The sequence below is a fragment of the Pseudomonas granadensis genome, from assembly GCF_900105485.1.
Lineage (GTDB): Bacteria > Pseudomonadota > Gammaproteobacteria > Pseudomonadales > Pseudomonadaceae > Aquipseudomonas > Aquipseudomonas granadensis.
In genome coordinates, this window is the sequence record NZ_LT629778.1 from 2,189,936 (window position 1) to 2,205,866 (window position 15,931).

Genomic DNA, 15,931 nt, shown 5'->3' on the forward strand with positions numbered 1-15,931 from the left:
CCCCGCACATGCGGGGCTTTTCAACTAGCGTTGAGCTGAATTTGGAACGTGCTCTCCAGCAAGTCTGATTCACTTGCCATTTCCTTTTCCTCTCCTTCAAATCATCTGAGCCTGTTCGCTCCGGAATCATCTAAGGGATCAAGCGCATCTCGCGCAGTGTATCGAATACATCGAAAAATGCCTGATCGCTCGCCTGATAGGCAGTGAAACCCATTGCACGGCTTTTCGACATGTCCGTGACCACTTCGATAGGTCGGCCAAGGTCTGCATCGGTATGCCATGGCGATATCAGTCGACCGATGTCAGATTCTTTCAAACCGTGTTCGGCAACTATTTGCGTCCATACGGCTTGGTCGTTGGCCATCTGCTTTTCAAGGGGTGAGGGGGAAGCGGGATAATCGGCAGCAGGCAAATCGAAATACTCGGCAATGCGGCTCCACATCCATTTCCAGCGAAACACATCGCCATTCGTGACATTGAATGCCTGGTTGGCCGCCGCCGGCGTGGTTGCCGCCCACAATTGTTGTTTCGCCAACTGCCGGGCGTCCGTCATGTCGGTGAGGCTGTCCCACTGCACTCTGGATCCGGGGAACACAAAAGAGCGATTGGTTTTTTTGCAAATCGAGGCGTAGACGGCGAGGGTGGTTGCCATGTTCATCGCGTTGCCAACGGCGACCCCGGTGACGGTATGCGGGCGGTGAACGCTCCAGGTGAAGCCGTCATTTTCGGCTGCGGCGAACAGTTCATCCTCTTGGGCGTAATAGAAATTCTCGACATCCAGACGACCCTGCTCTTCGCGAAACGGTGTTTGCGGCAGGCTGCCTTTTCCATACGCTTCGAACGGGCCGAGGTAGTGTTTCAGGCCGGTCACCAGCGCTACGTGCTCAACGCTCTTGGCAGGGCGAACGGCGCTGAGGACGTTGCGTACCATGGCGGCATTGACGCGAATGTTCTCGGCTTCCGTGGCTTGGCGTGACCATGTGGTGATGAATACATGGGTGGGTTTCAACCCCGCAAGTGCACGTTCCAGCGAAGCCGGATCTTGAAGGTCAGCCGCGACCGGGATCACGCCTGGCGTTTGCGATGGGTGCCGCGACAGCGCGGCGACCTGCCACTGGTTGTCGATGAGTAACTGCGTGATGGCGCTGCCGACGATGCCGCTGGCGCCCACGACCAAAGCTGTCTGAGTCATAGGTTTCTCCTGTATTCAGGTTTGGGAGTTCGCCTGAACGGCAGAGGTTCAACCTGAAAATCCGTTAGAGTGGTCACCCATCCCCGTTGAAGCCCGTGAAAATGAATCGTCCGCTGTTTGTCGCGCTGGATGGCCCCAAAGGCGTCGGCAAAACCTCGCTGTTGGAAGCCATCACCGAAGCCCTGAGGGCCGACAACCAGAAAGTCATCCGGCTTTGCGAGAAAAAAAGCGACCCGTTCCGGGGCGAGACCATGCAGTTGGTGAACCGGCTTGCCCGCCAGCCTGACCGGGCTCTGGAACTGCAAGTTTGCCAGCGTCTGGCTGATAGCCGCCGCTGGATTTCCCGGCACGTGCTGACCAGACAACCCACCGACAGCATTATCCTGATCGATCGCTGGTACCCGTCCGAGGCCGCGTTTCGCCGCACAGTTCCGTTCGCAGAAATCCTGAAACTGAACCTTGATCGCGACGTTCAGGTGCCAGACCTGCATGTCGGCGTGGTCACAGCGGCAGAGATTTCCTGGGCGAGGGCGGCTGCGCGACGTCGCGGCTTGAGCAGTACCGTGCTTCGCGGTCTGGAGGAGCATGTCGCTTGTACTCAGGCGTTTGAACAAGCGGTTGCTGCACAGGGTTGGTTTTTATGCCGGAATGAGGGAACGATCGAGGAGGCGACTAGGCGGGTGGTTGGGGAGATTAATCGGGTGATGAGCGGCCTCTGCACATCGACCTGAATAACCGTGTCGATGATGGATTCAAAGCGATCCGTTCAGGTCGCCGTAACCCTCGAATACCCCCGAATCAGTTCCCTCTCCTGGGGGAGAGGGCTAGGGTGAGGGGCTGTCCGATCTGGCCTGATTGAGTAGTGCCGAGGAAACCGTAAGCAAGAGCGACCCTCACCCCAGCCCTCTCCCAGAGGGAGAGGGGGGCCGACCGCAGTGTCTTTCGTCATACATCGACCTGAATGACCTTGTCGATTATGAATTCAAAGCGATACGTTCAGGTCGCCGTAACCCTCGAATATCCCCGAATCAGTTCCCCTCCTGGGGGAGAGGGCTAGGGTGAGGGGCTGTCCGATCTGGCATGATTGAGTAGTGCCGAGGAAACCGTAAGCAAGAGCGACCCTCACCCCAGCCCTCTCCCGGAGGGAGAGGGGGCCGACCGCAGTGTCTTTCGTCATACATGGACCTGAATGACCGTGTCGATGATGGATTCAATGCGCCACGCTCAGGTCGCCACAACTCTCGAATATCCCCGAATCAGTTCCCTCTCCCTCTGGGAGAGGGCTAGGGTGAGGGGCTGTCCGATCTGGCCTGATTGAGTAGTGCCGAGGAAACCGTAAGCAAGAGCGACCCTCACCCCAGCCCTCTCCCGGAGGGAGAGGGGGCCGACCGCAGTGTCTTTCGTCATACATCGACCTGAATGACCGTGTCGATTATGGATTCAACGCGATACGTTCAGGTCGGCGCAACTCTCGAATACCCCCGAATCAGTTCCCTCTCCTGGGGGAGAGGGGGCCGACCGCAGTGTCTTTCGTCATACATCGACCTGAATGACTGTGTCGATGATGGATTCAAAGCGATACGTTCAGGTCGCCGTAACCCTCGAATATCCCCAAATCAGTTCCCTCTCCTGGGGGAGAGGGCTAGGGTGAGGGGCTGTCCGATCTGGCCTGATTGAGTAGTGCCGAGGAAACCGTAAGCAAGAGCGACCCTCACCCCAGCCCTCTCCCGGAGGGAGAGGGGCCCGACCGCAATGTCTTTCGTCATACATCGACCTGAATGACTGTGTCGATGATGGATTCAATGCGCCACGCTCAGGTCGCCGTAACCCTCGAATATCCCCGAATCAGTTCCCTCTCCTGGGGGAGAGGGCTAGGGTGAGGGGCTGTCCGATCTGGCCTGATTGAGTAGTGCCGAGGAAACCGTAAGCAAGAGCGACCCTCACCCCAGCCCTCTCCCAGAGGGAGAGGGGGCCGACCGCAGTGTCTTTCGTCATACATCGACCTGAATGACCTTGTCGATTATGGATTCAAAGCGATACGTTCAGGTCGCCGTAACCCTCGAATACCCCCGAATCAGTTCCCTCTCCTGGGGGAGAGGGGGCCGACCGCAGTGTCTTTCGTCATACATCGACCTGAATGACCGTGTCGATGATGGATTCAATGCGCCACGCTCAGGTCGCCGTAACCCTCGAATACCCCCGAATCAGTTCCCTCTCCTGGGGGAGAGGGCTAGGGTGAGGGGCTGTCCGATCTGGCCTGATTGAGTAGTGCCAGAAAACCGTAAGCAAGAGCGACCCTCACCCCAGCCCTCTCCCGGAGGGAGAGGGGGCCGACCGCAGTGTCTTTCGTCATATATCGACCTGAATGACCGTGTCGATGATGGATTCAATGCGCCACGCTCAGGTCGCCACAACCCTCGAATATCCCCGAATCAGTCCCCTCTCCTGGGGGAGAGGGCTAGGGTGAGGGGCTGTCCGTCCGTGACAATAATGTCTCCAGCCTGGCCAACGGCGGTGCATCCTGACTGCGATCAAACACCTGAATCCCGACCTTGAGCAACCGCCCATTCTGCGCGGTCGCGATCACCTGCTCGCAGCGCAACAACAACCGCCCCTGATCACACTCAACCGCTTTCATGCCCGTCGGCAAGCGCCCCTCCAACCGCAACTCCGCCATCCGGCTCTGCGCGGCCACCAGCGCAATCGACCGATCCCGCAGCAGCCCATTGCTCTGCGTCATCAACCCCGCCACGCGCACCGCCGCGGACATCGCCACGGCGATGATCGCCAGCGCTACCAGCACTTCAATCAGGGTGAATCCGCTTTCTCGAGAGCGCGCAGGCATAAAAGGCCCAAAAGCAAAAAACAGCCCTCGACGCTAACCCGCGTGCTTGACGGCTTGACGACGAAAACTCCCGAGGATTTTCAACATCCCTGACATATCTTCTTGCAACACTGCGCGTCGAATCGAACCAAGCCAGGGATTGTCGAGATGGATATCGCACCTTTCACTTCGCGCAAACAACCGCTGCGCACGCCGCGTGGTCAGCAGGGTTTTACCCTGATCGAGATCATGGTGGTGGTGGTCATTCTGGGGATTCTCGCGGCGATGGTGGTGCCCAAGGTGCTCGATAGGCCGGATCAGGCGCGGGCGACGGCGGCGAAGCAGGATATTGGCGGGTTGATGCAGGCGTTGAAGTTGTATCGCCTCGACCACGGCACCTACCCCAGCATGAATCAGGGGCTGAAGGTGTTGGTCGAGCGGCCGGCAGATGCGAAGAACAGCAACTGGCGCTCATACCTGGAGCGCTTGCCGAACGATCCGTGGGGCCGGCCTTATCAGTACCTCAACCCCGGCGCCAACGGCGAGATCGACATTTTTTCCCTCGGTGCCGACGGTCAGCCGGACGGCGACGGCGTGAATGCCGATATCGGTTCCTGGCAGTTGTAAGGCCGGCCATGAATCGCCGTTCGCCCAAGGGGGCGAAGCAGGGAGGCATGGCGATCATCAGCGCGTTGTTGATTGCTGCCGTGGTGGCGGTGATCGCGGCGGGGATGTTGACGCGCCAGAGTGTGTCGACTCGCGCGCTGGAGGCCGATCAGCAGCGAATTCAGGGGCGCTGGCTGGCGCAGGGTGGGCTGGAGATTAGCCGTCAATTGCTGTGGGATGCGCGCCAGCGAGACCCGTTGACCCGGCTCGATCAGCCGTGGGCGCAACGCTTGAATGCGCAGGGTTTTGAGGGGTGGCTGGAGGATGAGCAGGGCAAGTTCAATCTGCGCAACCTGGTGGCCAACGAGCGCGTGGATGATGAGCAGGTGCAAGCGTTCGAGCGCTTGTGCGGGTTGCTCGGTGTCAATGCCGGGCTGAGCCAGCGGATCATTCAGCGGGTGATCGGCTCTTATCCGCGACTGCTCAACGCGCAGATCGCCGAAACTACGAAAAACACCTTCGACAGCGGTCGCTTGACCTCGCCCAATGCTTCACGCAAACCACAAAACCCTACACTGCCGATGCTGCGCAGCCTTGAGGATTTGCGCAGTGTCGACGGCGTGAATGACGCGCTGATCGGCAAACTCGCGGCGTACCTGACGGTGATTCCGGCGACAACCTGGCTCAACGGCAACACCGCCACCGCGCCGGTGTTGGCGGCGTATGTGCCGGGGTTGTCGCTGGAGCGCGCGCAGGCGCTGATCAATGAGCGCGATGCCGGGCGCTGGTTCATCAACCGGGGCGATTTCGTCAACCGCTTGCGCATGCCTGAGCTGGAGCTGACCACTGTGCGGGTCGGCATCACCAGTGACTGGTTTCGTCTGCGCGGCGAAGCGCGGCGCGATCAGCGACGGGTCAGTCTTGAGGCGTTGTTGCATCGCAGTCAGGACCGTTTGCCGCAAGTGATCTGGTCGCGGGTGGGCGCATGAGTCAGCTCAGAGTTGCGCTGCCGCCATTGGCGAATCTTGACCTCGACAGCGAGTTGCGCGTTGCGTGGCTGGACCGTGCCGGTCAGGTCAGCCGCGAACAATCCATGAGCTTGAGGCAGTTGAGCCAAGTGCCGAAACTGCCGCCGCTGCTGTGTTTTCTGCACCCGACGGACAGCCTGTTGGCGAGTATCGACCTGCCGCCGCTGCCGGCCAATAAAACCGCAGCGGCGGTGCAATGCGCGGCGCAGGCCTTGGTGCTTGGTGACCTCAGCGAGATGCACGTTGCCCACGGGCCTCGGGATGAGGCCGGGCGGGTGCAGATCGCCTGGGCACCGCGTCAGCCTCTGCAGCAACTCGCGCAGTTGTTGAAACACGCGGATCTGAACCTGCGCGGTCTCTATCCGGCGGCGTACAGCTTGCCGGTGTTGCCGGGCACCGTCGCCTGCGTGCAGGACGGGCATCTGCTGCTGCGCGACAGCGTGCAAGCAGCGCGGGTGCAGCCGTTGTTCGGCGAGGATGTCGACACCGCGATGTGGGAACCGGGCACCACACTGCACTGGATTGGCGAACAAGCGCCGGCGTCTGCCGAGTTGCCGATGGCCGATGCCCAGCGCTGGACCGGACCGTTGCCGGGGTGGGGCTTGCACGGCGCGGTGCAGTCGCAGACTACCGAACATCGCGGCTGGGGCCGGGCCATCGGCTTATCGGCACTGGCCGTTGCGGTGTGGGTTGTTGGCCTGAATCTGTACGCCGCGCGCGAAGCCAGCCAGGGCCAGCAGCTCAAGGCGCAGATGAGTCAGCGGGTCAAACAGGCCTTCCCGCAGTTGCCGGTGATCCTCAACCCGCTGCAACAGGCGCGGCAGCAATTGGCCGAGCGGCAGAAGGGCGCGACAGATGATCCGGCGCAAACCTTCAATCGCCTGGTGTTGCAGGCCGGCAGCGGCATGCCGTTCATGGCCGGCACGGTTGAGCGCCTGACCTTTGCCGACGGCACGTTGCAACTGGCGTTGCTCAGCGAGGCCCGGCGTAGCAGGAACAATCAGGATTGGCAAAGCACGTTGGCGCAGGCCGGCATCAGCGTCACCGCCGATGAGGAGGGCTGGATTTTGCGCCCGTCCAGCGAAGCCACCGCAAGCGACAGCGACGACAGCAGCGGAGCAAATGAAGATGAATAAGCTCGCGCCTTACCGCGCCAAATGGCAGCGCTTCAACGCTCAGTTGCAGGCGCGCTGGCAGCCGCTGGCACCGCGCGAGAAACGCATGGTCGGTGGCATGGCTGTGGCGCTGCTCGGCTTGCTGCTGTGGGTTGTGCTGATTCAGCCGCCTCTGAAGAAAATCAGCTATTGGCAAACCGAAACGCCGAAGCTGCGCGCGCAGACCGAAGCGCTGGAAGTGCTGCTGCGCGAAGTCAGCGTGCGCCCGGACGGGCAAAGCGTGGCCCAGGCGCTGGAGCAAACCCTGCAGGCGAGCAGTCTGGCCGGGCACTATCAACTGCAACCCGGTGAGGCCGGCGCCTGGCAACTGACCTTCGTCGGCGCGCCAGCGGACGCGGTAATCGGCTGGCTGCTGAGCACGCCGTCGCAACTTTCTCTGCAAGTGGTCGAGGCTCGTTTGCAACGCGCAGACAACCCCTCCACCGAAGTCACTGCCGGCACGTTGTCGGGCACCGTTCGCATGGATCAGGCGCTGGGCGCTAAGGAAGCTTCATGAAGGGGTCAGGATCCAAACCGGCACAACTGGCATTGCCGTTGTTGTTGATGGCGTTGAGTGCGTGCAGCAACACCGGGGCGCCGCAAAATCAGCCGCCGTTGCTGGTCGACAGTGAATTGGGCCGACCGCTGGCGAGTACCCAGCGCAGCGGCGACGCGGTGCTCGATCGCGAACGCGCGCAGGCGCAGGCGCGACCGGCACCCAAGCAATTGCACAACATCAGCAAAAGCGCACGTGCCGGCGCCGCGTCAACGGGCAGCACGTTGCCGAGCAATCCGTTGGGCGATCAACCGGTGACATTGAATTTTGTCGACGCCGATATTCAAGCAGTGGTGCGCGCGCTGTCGCGTTCGACCGGCCAGCAGTTTCTTGTCGATCCACGGGTCAAGGGCACGCTGACGCTGGTTTCGGAAGGGCAGGTGCCGGCGCGGCAGGCTTACGACATGCTGCTGGCGGCATTGCGCATGCAGGGTTTCAGCGTGGTCGATGTCGGCGGCGTCGCCCAGGTGGTGCCGGAGGCCGATGCGAAACTGCTCGGCGGGCCGATCTACAGCGCCGACAAACCGGCCGGCAACGGCATGCTCACCCGCACCTTTCGCCTGCAATACGAAAACGCGGTGAACCTGATTCCGGTGCTGCGGCCGATCGTCTCGCCGAACAACCCGATCAACGCCTATCCCGGTAACAACACCATCGTCATCACCGATTACGCCGAGAACCTCACACGCGTCGCGCAGTTGATCGCCAGCATCGATTCGCCGAGCGCGATCGACACCGATGTGGTGCAGATCCAGAACGGTATCGCCGCCGACATCGCGCCGATGGTCGCTGATCTGCTCGACGCACCGGGCAACGATCCGACGCAGAAAATCGCCGTGATCGGTGATCCGCGTTCCAACAGCATCATCATTCGCGCCGGCAGCCCCGAGCGCACCGAGCTGGCGCGCAACCTGATCTACAAACTCGACAACGCGCAGAGCAATCCGAGCAACCTGCACGTGGTGTACCTGCGCAACGCGCAAGCGGCGAAACTGGCGCAAGCACTGCGCGGCTTGCTCACCGGTGAGAGCGACAGCGGCAGCAGCGACAGTGCGCGCTCCGTGCTCAGCAGCATGGGCAGCAGCACCGGTGGTAACGCCGGGCAGAGTGGCCAGAACGGCGCGTCCAGCAGCGGCAACACAGCGACGACCACCACCAACAGCGGCAGCAGCGCCGGCAGTTACGCTCAGGGCAGCAGCGCCAGCAGCATTAGCGGCGGGGCGCAGAGCAGCGAGCAAAACGTCGCGTTCACCGCTGGCGGCGTGACCATTCAAGCGGACGCCACCACCAACACCTTGCTGATTTCCGCGCCGGAGCCGCTGTACCGCAACCTGCGCGAGGTGATCGATTTGCTCGACCAGCGCCGTGCGCAAGTGGTGATCGAAAGTTTGATCGTCGAAGTCGGCGAGGACGATGCCAGCGAATTCGGCGTGCAATGGCAGACCGGCGATCTCGGCGGCAAGGGCGTGATCGGCGGCGCCAATCTCGGTGGTTCGGGAATCAACCTCAGCGGCAAGACCAGCCTTGATGTGCTGCCGCAGGGCCTGAACCTTGGCTACGTCAACGGCACCGTCGACATTCCCGGTATCGGCAAGATTCTCGACCTGAAAGTGCTGGCCCGCGCGCTGAAGAGCAAGGGTGGCACCAACGTGCTGTCGACGCCGAACCTGCTGACGCTGGACAACGAAGCGGCGAGCATTTTCGTCGGCCAGACCATCCCCTTTGTCAGCGGCAGTTACGTCACCGGCGGCGGTGGCACCAGCAACAACCCGTTCCAGACCGTGACCCGCGAAGAGGTCGGCCTCAAGCTCAACGTGCGCCCGCAGATTTCCGAGGGCGGCACGGTCAAGCTCGACATCTATCAGGAAGTCAGCAGCATTGACGAGCGCGCTTCCGCCAGCGCGAACGCGGCCGGCATCGTCACCAACAAACGCGCGATCGACACCAGCATTCTGCTCGACGACGGACAGATCATGGTCCTCGGCGGCCTGCTGCAGGACGGCTACAGCCAGAGCAACGACGCGGTGCCGTGGCTGTCGACGATTCCGGGGATTGGCGCGCTGTTTCGCAACGAGCGCCGGGCGATCACCAAGACCAACCTGATGGTGTTTCTGCGCCCGTACATCATTCGCGACAGCGAAGCGGGGCGCAGCATTACGCTGAATCGCTACGACTTCATGCGCCGCGCGCAGGGCGGTCTGCAACCGGAACGCAGCTGGGCGATGCCGGACATGCAGGCACCGCAGTTGCCTTCGGCGGCGCAAGGCGTGCCGGCCCTGATGCCGACTTCAGGCCCGCGCGCGACCATCAAGGCAGTGCCAATTCCGGGAGGCCCGCGCCTGTGAGCCGCTTGCCGTACGCCTGGGCCAAGGCGCAGCGGATTCTGCTGCGTGATGACGTGCTGACCGTGTGCCCGTCGACGCCGGGCTGGTCGATCAGCGAAGCGCGGCGCCAGTTTGGCGTGGCGCGGCTGGAGCGAGTGCGCGATGACGAACTCGACGGCTTGCTCGCCGCCGCGTACTCCGACACCGGCAGTGCCGCCGCGGTGGTCGGTGCTGCGGAAAACGAAGTCGACCTCGACCGCCTGATGCAGGACATGCCGGAAATCACCGACCTGCTCGACACCCAGGACGGCGCGCCGGTGATCCGCATGATCAACGCCTTGCTGACCCAGGCAGCGCGCGACGAGGCCAGCGACATTCACATCGAGCCGTTCGAAACCCATTCGGTGGTGCGTTACCGCGTCGACGGCACCCTGCGCGATGTGGTCTCGCCGCGCAAGGCGCTGCACGGCGCACTGGTGTCGCGGATCAAGATCATGGCCCAGCTCGATATCGCCGAAAAACGCCTGCCTCAAGACGGCCGAATCGCCTTGCGCGTGGCCGGGCGGCCGATCGATATTCGCGTGTCGACGGTGCCGACCGGTCATGGCGAGCGCGTGGTGATGCGCCTGCTCGACAAACAGGCCGGGCGCCTGCAACTGGAAACCCTCGGCATGGACGCGCAGGTGCTGGCCAGACTCGATCATCTGATCCGTCAGCCCCACGGCATCGTGCTGGTCACCGGGCCGACCGGTAGCGGCAAGACCACCAGCCTCTACGCGGCACTGGCACGACTGGATGCCAGCACCAGCAACATTCTGACCGTCGAAGACCCGGTCGAATATGACTTGCCCGGGATCAGCCAGATTCAGGTCAACGCCAAGATCGACATGACCTTTGCCCTGGCGCTGCGGGCGATTCTGCGCCAGGACCCGGACATCATCATGATCGGCGAGATCCGCGATCTGGAAACCGCGCAAATCGCCGTGCAGGCCTCGCTGACCGGTCACCTGGTGCTGGCGACGCTGCACACCAACGACGCGGTGTCGGCGGTCAACCGCTTGATCGACATGGGTGTCGAGCCGTTTCTGCTGGCCTCGTCGATGCTCGGCGTGCTCGCGCAACGCTTGGTGCGGCGCCTGTGTAACCAGTGCAAGCAGGAAGATCCGGCAGCGCCCGGCACCTGGCGCCCGGTCGGCTGCGCCGCGTGCAACCAGACCGGTTACAGCGGCCGCACCGGCATCCACGAGTTGTTCTGCATCGACGACGACATTCGCACGCTGATCCACCAAGGGGCAGGCGAGCAGGCCTTGCGCGCTTCCGCCGCCAAAGCCGGGATGTTCAGTTTGCGTGAGGACGGTGAGCGCTGGATCCGCAGCGGCGCCACCGCGCCGGAAGAAATCCTGCGTGTGACCCGGGACGCCTGATGAATCGCTATCGTTTTGAGGCCGCCGATGCCAGCGGCAAGATCGAGTCCGGGCATCTGGAGGCGGACAGCCAGGGCGCGGCGTTCAGTGCCTTGCGCGGGCGTGGCTTGACCGCGTTGTCGGTGCACAAAGAGAGCAATGTTGCCCAGCACGGCGGCGGCGGACTGTTCAGCGCCAGGCTGTCAGACAACGATCTGGCCTGGGCGACGCGGCAACTGGCGAGCCTGCTCGGCGCGAGTCTGCCACTGGAAGCGGCGCTGAGTGCCACGGTCGAGCAGGCGGAGAAAAAACACATCGCTCACACCCTCAGCGCCGTGCGCGCCGATGTGCGCAGCGGCATGCGCTTGGCGGAATCGCTGGCGGCGCGACCGCGCGATTTCCCCGAGATCTATCGGGCGCTGATTGCTGCGGGTGAGGAGTCCGGAGATCTGGCGCAGGTCATGGAGCGCCTCGCGGATTACATCGAGGAGCGCAACAACCTGCGCGGCAAGATTCTCACCGCGTTCATCTACCCGGGTGTGGTCGGGTTGGTGTCGATCGGCATTGTGATTTTCCTGCTCAGTTACGTGGTGCCGCAGGTGGTCAGTGCGTTTTCCCAGGCGCGCCAGGATTTGCCGGGGCTGACCCTGGCGATGCTCACCGCGAGCGATTTCATTCGTGCCTGGGGCTGGTTGTGTGCGGCGATCATCGCCGGGGCGTTCTGGTGTTGGCGGCTGTATTTGCGCAACCCAGCGGCGCGGTTGAGCTGGCACCATCGGGTGCTGAAGTTGCCACTGTTCGGGCGGTTTATCCTGGGCCTGAACACCGCGCGGTTCGCCTCGACCCTGGCGATTCTCGGCGGCGCCGGGGTGCCATTGTTGCGCGCGCTGGAGGCGGCGCGGCAGACGTTGTCCAACGAGCGCTTGAGTCTGAGCGTCAGCGAGGCGACCGCGAAAGTGCGCGAGGGCGCGAATCTGGCGGCGGCGTTGCGCGTCGAAAACGTGTTTCCGCCGGTGCTGATACACCTGATCGCCAGCGGCGAAAAAACCGGCTCGTTGCCGCCGATGCTCGAGCGCGCGGCGCAGACCTTGTCGCGGGATATCGAACGCCGGGCGATGGGCATGACCGCACTGCTGGAGCCGCTGATGATTGTGGTGATGGGTGGGGTGGTGCTGGTAATTGTGATGGCGGTGTTGTTGCCGATCATTGAGATCAATCAGCTAGTCCAGTAGCGGTGTGCCTGGTGTTTTGTGAGTGTCTCGGCCGGCCTCATCGCGAGCAGGCTCACTCCTGCAATTTGGAATGCGTTCCCCTGTAGGAGTGAGCCTGCTCGCGATGACGTCGGCTCAGGCAAAAATCAGCAAAACTTTTTACACCAGGTCTGAGCACCACCCGACCCTCGCTTTCCCCGTCCTCGGGTTCTCCTTTCTGTCATCTGCAACCACCCGCCAACGGCTCCAGCCCGATTGCGCCAAAACCGCGAGCCAGACACTGCGCCAAACCCTGCAAACACCCGAGAAAACCCCTCTGAAAACAGCGTTCAGCTCCCGAGGTTTTTTCCTTTATCTGTCACCGGAAACTGCGAATTTCTCAGTGCGACTTAACCCAGGCCAGCCAGCGAGGGCCCGGTGAGTCCTCATAAAAGCGTCATGCAAGTCATCCGAAAACCTGTGTTCTCAACCGAGTTGAAAAGGAGATTCTTCATGTTCAAGCGCACTCTGATCGCCGCATCCCTGACCGTCGCCGCTCTGGCTTCCGCACAAGCCATGGCCGTCACCGGTGGCGGTGCTACTCTGCCTGCCGCTCTGTACAAAGGTTCTGCCGACAGCATTCTGCCGGCCAACTTCAGCTACGCAGCCATCGGCAGCGGCGGTGGCAAGACCGCTTTCCTGACCAACAACCCGGCTGGCTTCAACACCACCGGCACCGTGCACTTCGCCGGTAGCGACTCGATCCTCAGCGCTTCGGAAATCAGCACCTACAACACCAACTTCCGCAGCGCTTACGGCCCGCTGATCCAGTTGCCATCGGTGGCCACTTCGGTTGCCATCCCTTACAAAAAGGCCGGCCAGACCGCGCTGAACCTGACCAGTGCCCAGTTGTGCGATGCCTTCTCCGGCGCCAAAACCACCTGGGGCGCGCTGCTGGGCACTGCCGACACCACGCCGATCCGCATCGTTTATCGCAACGTTTCCAGCGGCACCACCGAAATCCTCAGCCGCCACTTGAACTCGGTCTGCCCGACACAGTTCGCCACCAACTCGACGTTCACCAACGCTCGTCTGCCAGCCGGTTCGACGCTGCCTTCGAACTGGGTGGGCGTTGCCAGCACTGCCGAAGTCGCCACTACCGTGAACGCAGTTGACGGTTCGCTCGGTTATGTCGGTCCGGACGGTGTCGACGCTACCAGCAATGCTGTTGTTGCTCGCGTCAACGGTGTACAGCCGACGTCGGTGAACGTGACCCTGGCACTGTCGTCGGTCGCTGCGCCTTCGACTGCAGCTCAAGCTGCAAACCCGGCCAACTGGTCGCCAGTAGTGGCTAACCCGGCTTCGGGTTACAAACTGGCTGCCTACACCAACTTCATCTTCGGTCAGTGCTACAAGGATGCAGCCGTGGCCGCGGATGTGAAAGCGTTCCTCACCACTCACTACAGTGTTCCGGGCAACAACGCTGCGGTTCAGGCGCACAAGTTTGTCGCCGTGCCTAGCGCGTGGAAAACCGCTGTGACTGCCAACTTCATCACCAACTCCTCGGGCAACAACCTGGACATCAACAACGCTAGCGTGTGCAACGCGATTGGTCGTCCTTTGTAAGATTTGAGAGCTGTGGGAAGAGCGGCGGCCTTTGGGTCGCCGCTTTTTTTTGGCTTTGATGTACCTGGTCCAACTGTGGGAGCCAGCCTGCTGGCGATGGCTTTCTTTCAGGCGCTGTTTTTTTTTGGTTTGGGGTACATATCCGTTGCTGCGGTAACGGCGGCTTAGGGTTCCGCCCTTACGGCGGGTCACCTTTTTCAAACGCCGGAGTGCCGGCCCAGCAAAAAGGTAACCCAAAACGCTTGCTCCTGCGTTCGGCCCTCGCAGGCTCGGGTCCCTTCGCTGCGGAATCGATCCGGGCGCAGCGGCTACGGTTTGCTTCGCTGCACCTCCTTCCGCTGTGTACGACTTCGTCGTACGGTCGCTGCGCTCCCACGCCCGGATCAATCCCTCCGCTCAGCCTTCCGACGTCGCCGGTGGATCAAGATCAAAAGCACTCGAGCTAACGCTCATTGTTGAGTGGTTAGAAGCGTCGCATGGCTTGAGATTTTCGGTGGATTTGCCCCTCACCCCAGCCCTCTCCCGGAGGGAGAGGGAGCCGATCTGCGCGCCGTTCAAAATTCGCATTCGACTCGGTATCGCAGGTCGGCGTAGCCCTCACATCCACCCCAGTCAGTTCCCTCTCCCTTTGGGAGAGGGCTAGGGTGAGGGGGCGAGGCGGGCCGGGAATTTTGTCGTGAAGCAGGTTCCCGATTCGGCGTCTGACGTCACGTGCAGCGTGCCGTTGTGCGCGGTCGCTATCTGCGCGGCGATGTACAGGCCCAGGCCCAGACCCTCGCGGCTTTGCTCGGCTTCGGCGCGGGTGAACGGTTCGAACAGGCGTGGCAACAGTTGCGCCGGAATCGGGGTGCCGTGGTTGGTCAGGGTGATGACGATCTCGTCGTTTTCGGCAAAGGCCTTGAGCACAATCGGCGCGCTGTTCAAGCCATGGGTGGCGGCGTTGCTCAGCAGGTTGGAGAGCAATTGGCTGATGCGCAGGGCGTCGCAGTAGACTCCCGACGGTAAACCCAGATCATGAACAAACGTTGCCTGGGGATGAGCCGCCTGCGCTTCGGCAACGCTTAGTTGCAGGACGTGCTCCAGGTCGTGGACGAACTTGCGCTGGACCGGGATACCACTGCCCAGGCGACCGCGAGCGAAGTCGAGGATGTTTTCGATCAGTACGCCCATGCGCACTGAGCTGTTGCGAATCGCCGCGATCAGGTTCAGCGAGCGCTTGTCCTCGGTTCTGCTGTGCAGCAGGTCGGCGCTCATGCGCACGGCGCTCAGCGGGGTGCGCAGGTCGTGGCCCAGCACGGCGATGAATTGCTCGCGCAGGCGCCCGAGTTCGTTGGCGTTGCTCAGTTCGGCGGTAGTCGCTTCCAGACGATTCTGGGTATCGAGGCTCATGGCAATCAGTTGCGCGAACAGCGTGAGCGTCTTGGCGATGGCCGGTTCGTCGAGGTTTGCTGGCACCGAGTCGATCGCACAGAGGGTGCCGAAGAAGTCGCCGTTGGCCTGGATGATCGGGATCGAAATGTAGCTTTCCAGCCCGTAGGTCTTCGGCGTGTGGTGCACGCAGAAGATCGGGTGCGCACTGGCGTGGCCGAAGATCACCGGTTGCTGGTGTTGGCGGATTTCATGGCAAATGGTCGATTCGAGCACCAGTTCGCCGCCGGGCAACAGGCCGAAATCGATCGAGTCGTCTACGGCGCAGGCTACCCAGTTGCGCTCGGTTACCCGCGCCACCGCGGCGAAGCGCATGCCGGTGAGGTGTTTGACCATGCTCAGGATCACCGGCACCGCGTCAATGCGGTTGATGGCTTCGATGTCGGGGGCAAATGCCGGGTTGGTCATGGTGCGGTGCTTCTTGAGGAATTCGCTGGGAGACTATCGCGGATTGCGGTTGGTGACTAATAGCCGGTAGCGGAAATCGGGCGCTGCGGACGGTTCCGGGGGCGCCTTATGTGGGGACATATCCGTTGCTTCGGGTGCTGCGGCTGGCGGTTTCGCCTGACGGCGACTCACTTTTTTTACAAGCGCCTAAAA

Annotated in this window: 12 protein-coding genes; 9 read left to right on the forward strand and 3 right to left on the reverse strand. The window is 62.1% G+C overall.

What is annotated here, in order from left to right; translation table 11 throughout:
- Positions 1–130 precede the first annotated feature (130 nt).
- Positions 131–1,192, reverse strand: coding sequence for an SDR family oxidoreductase (locus BLU52_RS09700; RefSeq protein ID WP_090282972.1), 1,062 nt, complete (start codon positions 1,190–1,192; stop codon positions 131–133).
- A 101-nt stretch (positions 1,193–1,293) separates the two neighbouring features.
- Here BLU52_RS09700 and BLU52_RS09705 point away from each other — a divergent pair, with 101 nt between their 5' ends.
- Positions 1,294–1,923 carry a nucleoside/nucleotide kinase family protein gene (locus tag BLU52_RS09705; protein WP_090282973.1) on the forward strand — a complete coding sequence of 210 codons (630 nt, stop codon included), beginning with the start codon at positions 1,294–1,296 and terminating at the stop codon, positions 1,921–1,923.
- Positions 1,924–3,650: 1,727 nt separating this feature from the next.
- Here the strand turns inward: BLU52_RS09705 and gspI are convergent.
- Positions 3,651–4,037, reverse strand: coding sequence for a type II secretion system minor pseudopilin GspI (gene gspI / locus BLU52_RS09720; RefSeq protein ID WP_090282976.1), 387 nt, complete (start codon positions 4,035–4,037; stop codon positions 3,651–3,653).
- Between the two features lie 147 nt (positions 4,038–4,184).
- Here gspI and gspG point away from each other — a divergent pair, with 147 nt between their 5' ends.
- The 8 genes from gspG (at position 4,185) to BLU52_RS09760 (ending at position 13,903) form a co-directional block, all read left to right on the forward strand.
- Positions 4,185–4,643 (forward strand): type II secretion system major pseudopilin GspG, encoded by a 459-nt coding sequence (gene gspG / locus BLU52_RS09725; protein WP_090282977.1) that lies wholly within the window; start codon positions 4,185–4,187, stop codon positions 4,641–4,643.
- Between the two features lie 8 nt (positions 4,644–4,651).
- Complete coding sequence (gspK, locus tag BLU52_RS09730; protein ID WP_090282978.1) at positions 4,652–5,611, forward strand: type II secretion system minor pseudopilin GspK; 960 nt, start codon at positions 4,652–4,654, stop codon at positions 5,609–5,611.
- A complete protein-coding gene (gene gspL / locus BLU52_RS09735; protein WP_090282979.1) occupies positions 5,608–6,786 on the forward strand; it encodes a type II secretion system protein GspL in 1,179 nt (392 codons plus the stop codon). The genes gspK and gspL overlap by 4 nt, the downstream gene beginning before the upstream one ends.
- A complete protein-coding gene (gspM, locus tag BLU52_RS09740; protein ID WP_090282980.1) occupies positions 6,779–7,321 on the forward strand; it encodes a type II secretion system protein GspM in 543 nt (180 codons plus the stop codon). Before gspL ends, gspM begins: the two co-directional genes overlap by 8 nt.
- Positions 7,318–9,705, forward strand: a complete 2,388-nt coding sequence (gspD, locus tag BLU52_RS09745; RefSeq protein WP_090282981.1) for a type II secretion system secretin GspD — start codon at positions 7,318–7,320, stop codon at positions 9,703–9,705. The genes gspM and gspD overlap by 4 nt, the downstream gene beginning before the upstream one ends.
- A complete protein-coding gene (gene gspE, locus BLU52_RS09750; protein WP_090282982.1) occupies positions 9,702–11,108 on the forward strand; it encodes a type II secretion system ATPase GspE in 1,407 nt (468 codons plus the stop codon). Before gspD ends, gspE begins: the two co-directional genes overlap by 4 nt.
- On the forward strand, positions 11,108–12,319 hold the full coding sequence (gene gspF, locus BLU52_RS09755) for a type II secretion system inner membrane protein GspF (protein WP_090282983.1): 1,212 nt from the start codon (positions 11,108–11,110) through the stop codon (positions 12,317–12,319). The genes gspE and gspF overlap by 1 nt, the downstream gene beginning before the upstream one ends.
- Before the next feature lie 471 nt (positions 12,320–12,790).
- Entirely contained in the window at positions 12,791–13,903 is a 1,113-nt protein-coding gene (locus BLU52_RS09760; protein WP_090282984.1) for a substrate-binding domain-containing protein, read from the forward strand.
- A gap of 639 nt (positions 13,904–14,542) precedes the next feature.
- Here BLU52_RS09760 and BLU52_RS09765 read toward each other — a convergent pair.
- Positions 14,543–15,739, reverse strand: a complete 1,197-nt coding sequence (locus BLU52_RS09765) for a GAF domain-containing sensor histidine kinase (protein WP_090282985.1) — start codon at positions 15,737–15,739, stop codon at positions 14,543–14,545.
- Between the last annotated feature and the right edge of the window lie 192 nt (positions 15,740–15,931).

Excerpts from the sequence above, each read along its gene's own strand:
- BLU52_RS09700 (WP_090282972.1), bottom strand. The coding sequence starts at position 1,192 with ATGACTCAGACAGCTTTGGTCGTGGGCGCCAGCGGCATCGTCGGCAGC.
- BLU52_RS09705 (WP_090282973.1), top strand. The coding sequence starts at position 1,294 with ATGAATCGTCCGCTGTTTGTCGCGCTGGATGGCCCCAAAGGCGTCGGC.
- gspI (WP_090282976.1), bottom strand. The coding sequence starts at position 4,037 with ATGCCTGCGCGCTCTCGAGAAAGCGGATTCACCCTGATTGAAGTGCTG.
- gspG (WP_090282977.1), top strand. The coding sequence starts at position 4,185 with ATGGATATCGCACCTTTCACTTCGCGCAAACAACCGCTGCGCACGCCG.
- gspK (WP_090282978.1), top strand. The coding sequence starts at position 4,652 with ATGAATCGCCGTTCGCCCAAGGGGGCGAAGCAGGGAGGCATGGCGATC.
- gspL (WP_090282979.1), top strand. The coding sequence starts at position 5,608 with ATGAGTCAGCTCAGAGTTGCGCTGCCGCCATTGGCGAATCTTGACCTC.
- gspM (WP_090282980.1), top strand. The coding sequence starts at position 6,779 with ATGAATAAGCTCGCGCCTTACCGCGCCAAATGGCAGCGCTTCAACGCT.
- gspD (WP_090282981.1), top strand. The coding sequence starts at position 7,318 with ATGAAGGGGTCAGGATCCAAACCGGCACAACTGGCATTGCCGTTGTTG.
- gspF (WP_090282983.1), top strand. The coding sequence starts at position 11,108 with ATGAATCGCTATCGTTTTGAGGCCGCCGATGCCAGCGGCAAGATCGAG.
- BLU52_RS09760 (WP_090282984.1), top strand. The coding sequence starts at position 12,791 with ATGTTCAAGCGCACTCTGATCGCCGCATCCCTGACCGTCGCCGCTCTG.
- BLU52_RS09765 (WP_090282985.1), bottom strand. The coding sequence starts at position 15,739 with ATGACCAACCCGGCATTTGCCCCCGACATCGAAGCCATCAACCGCATT.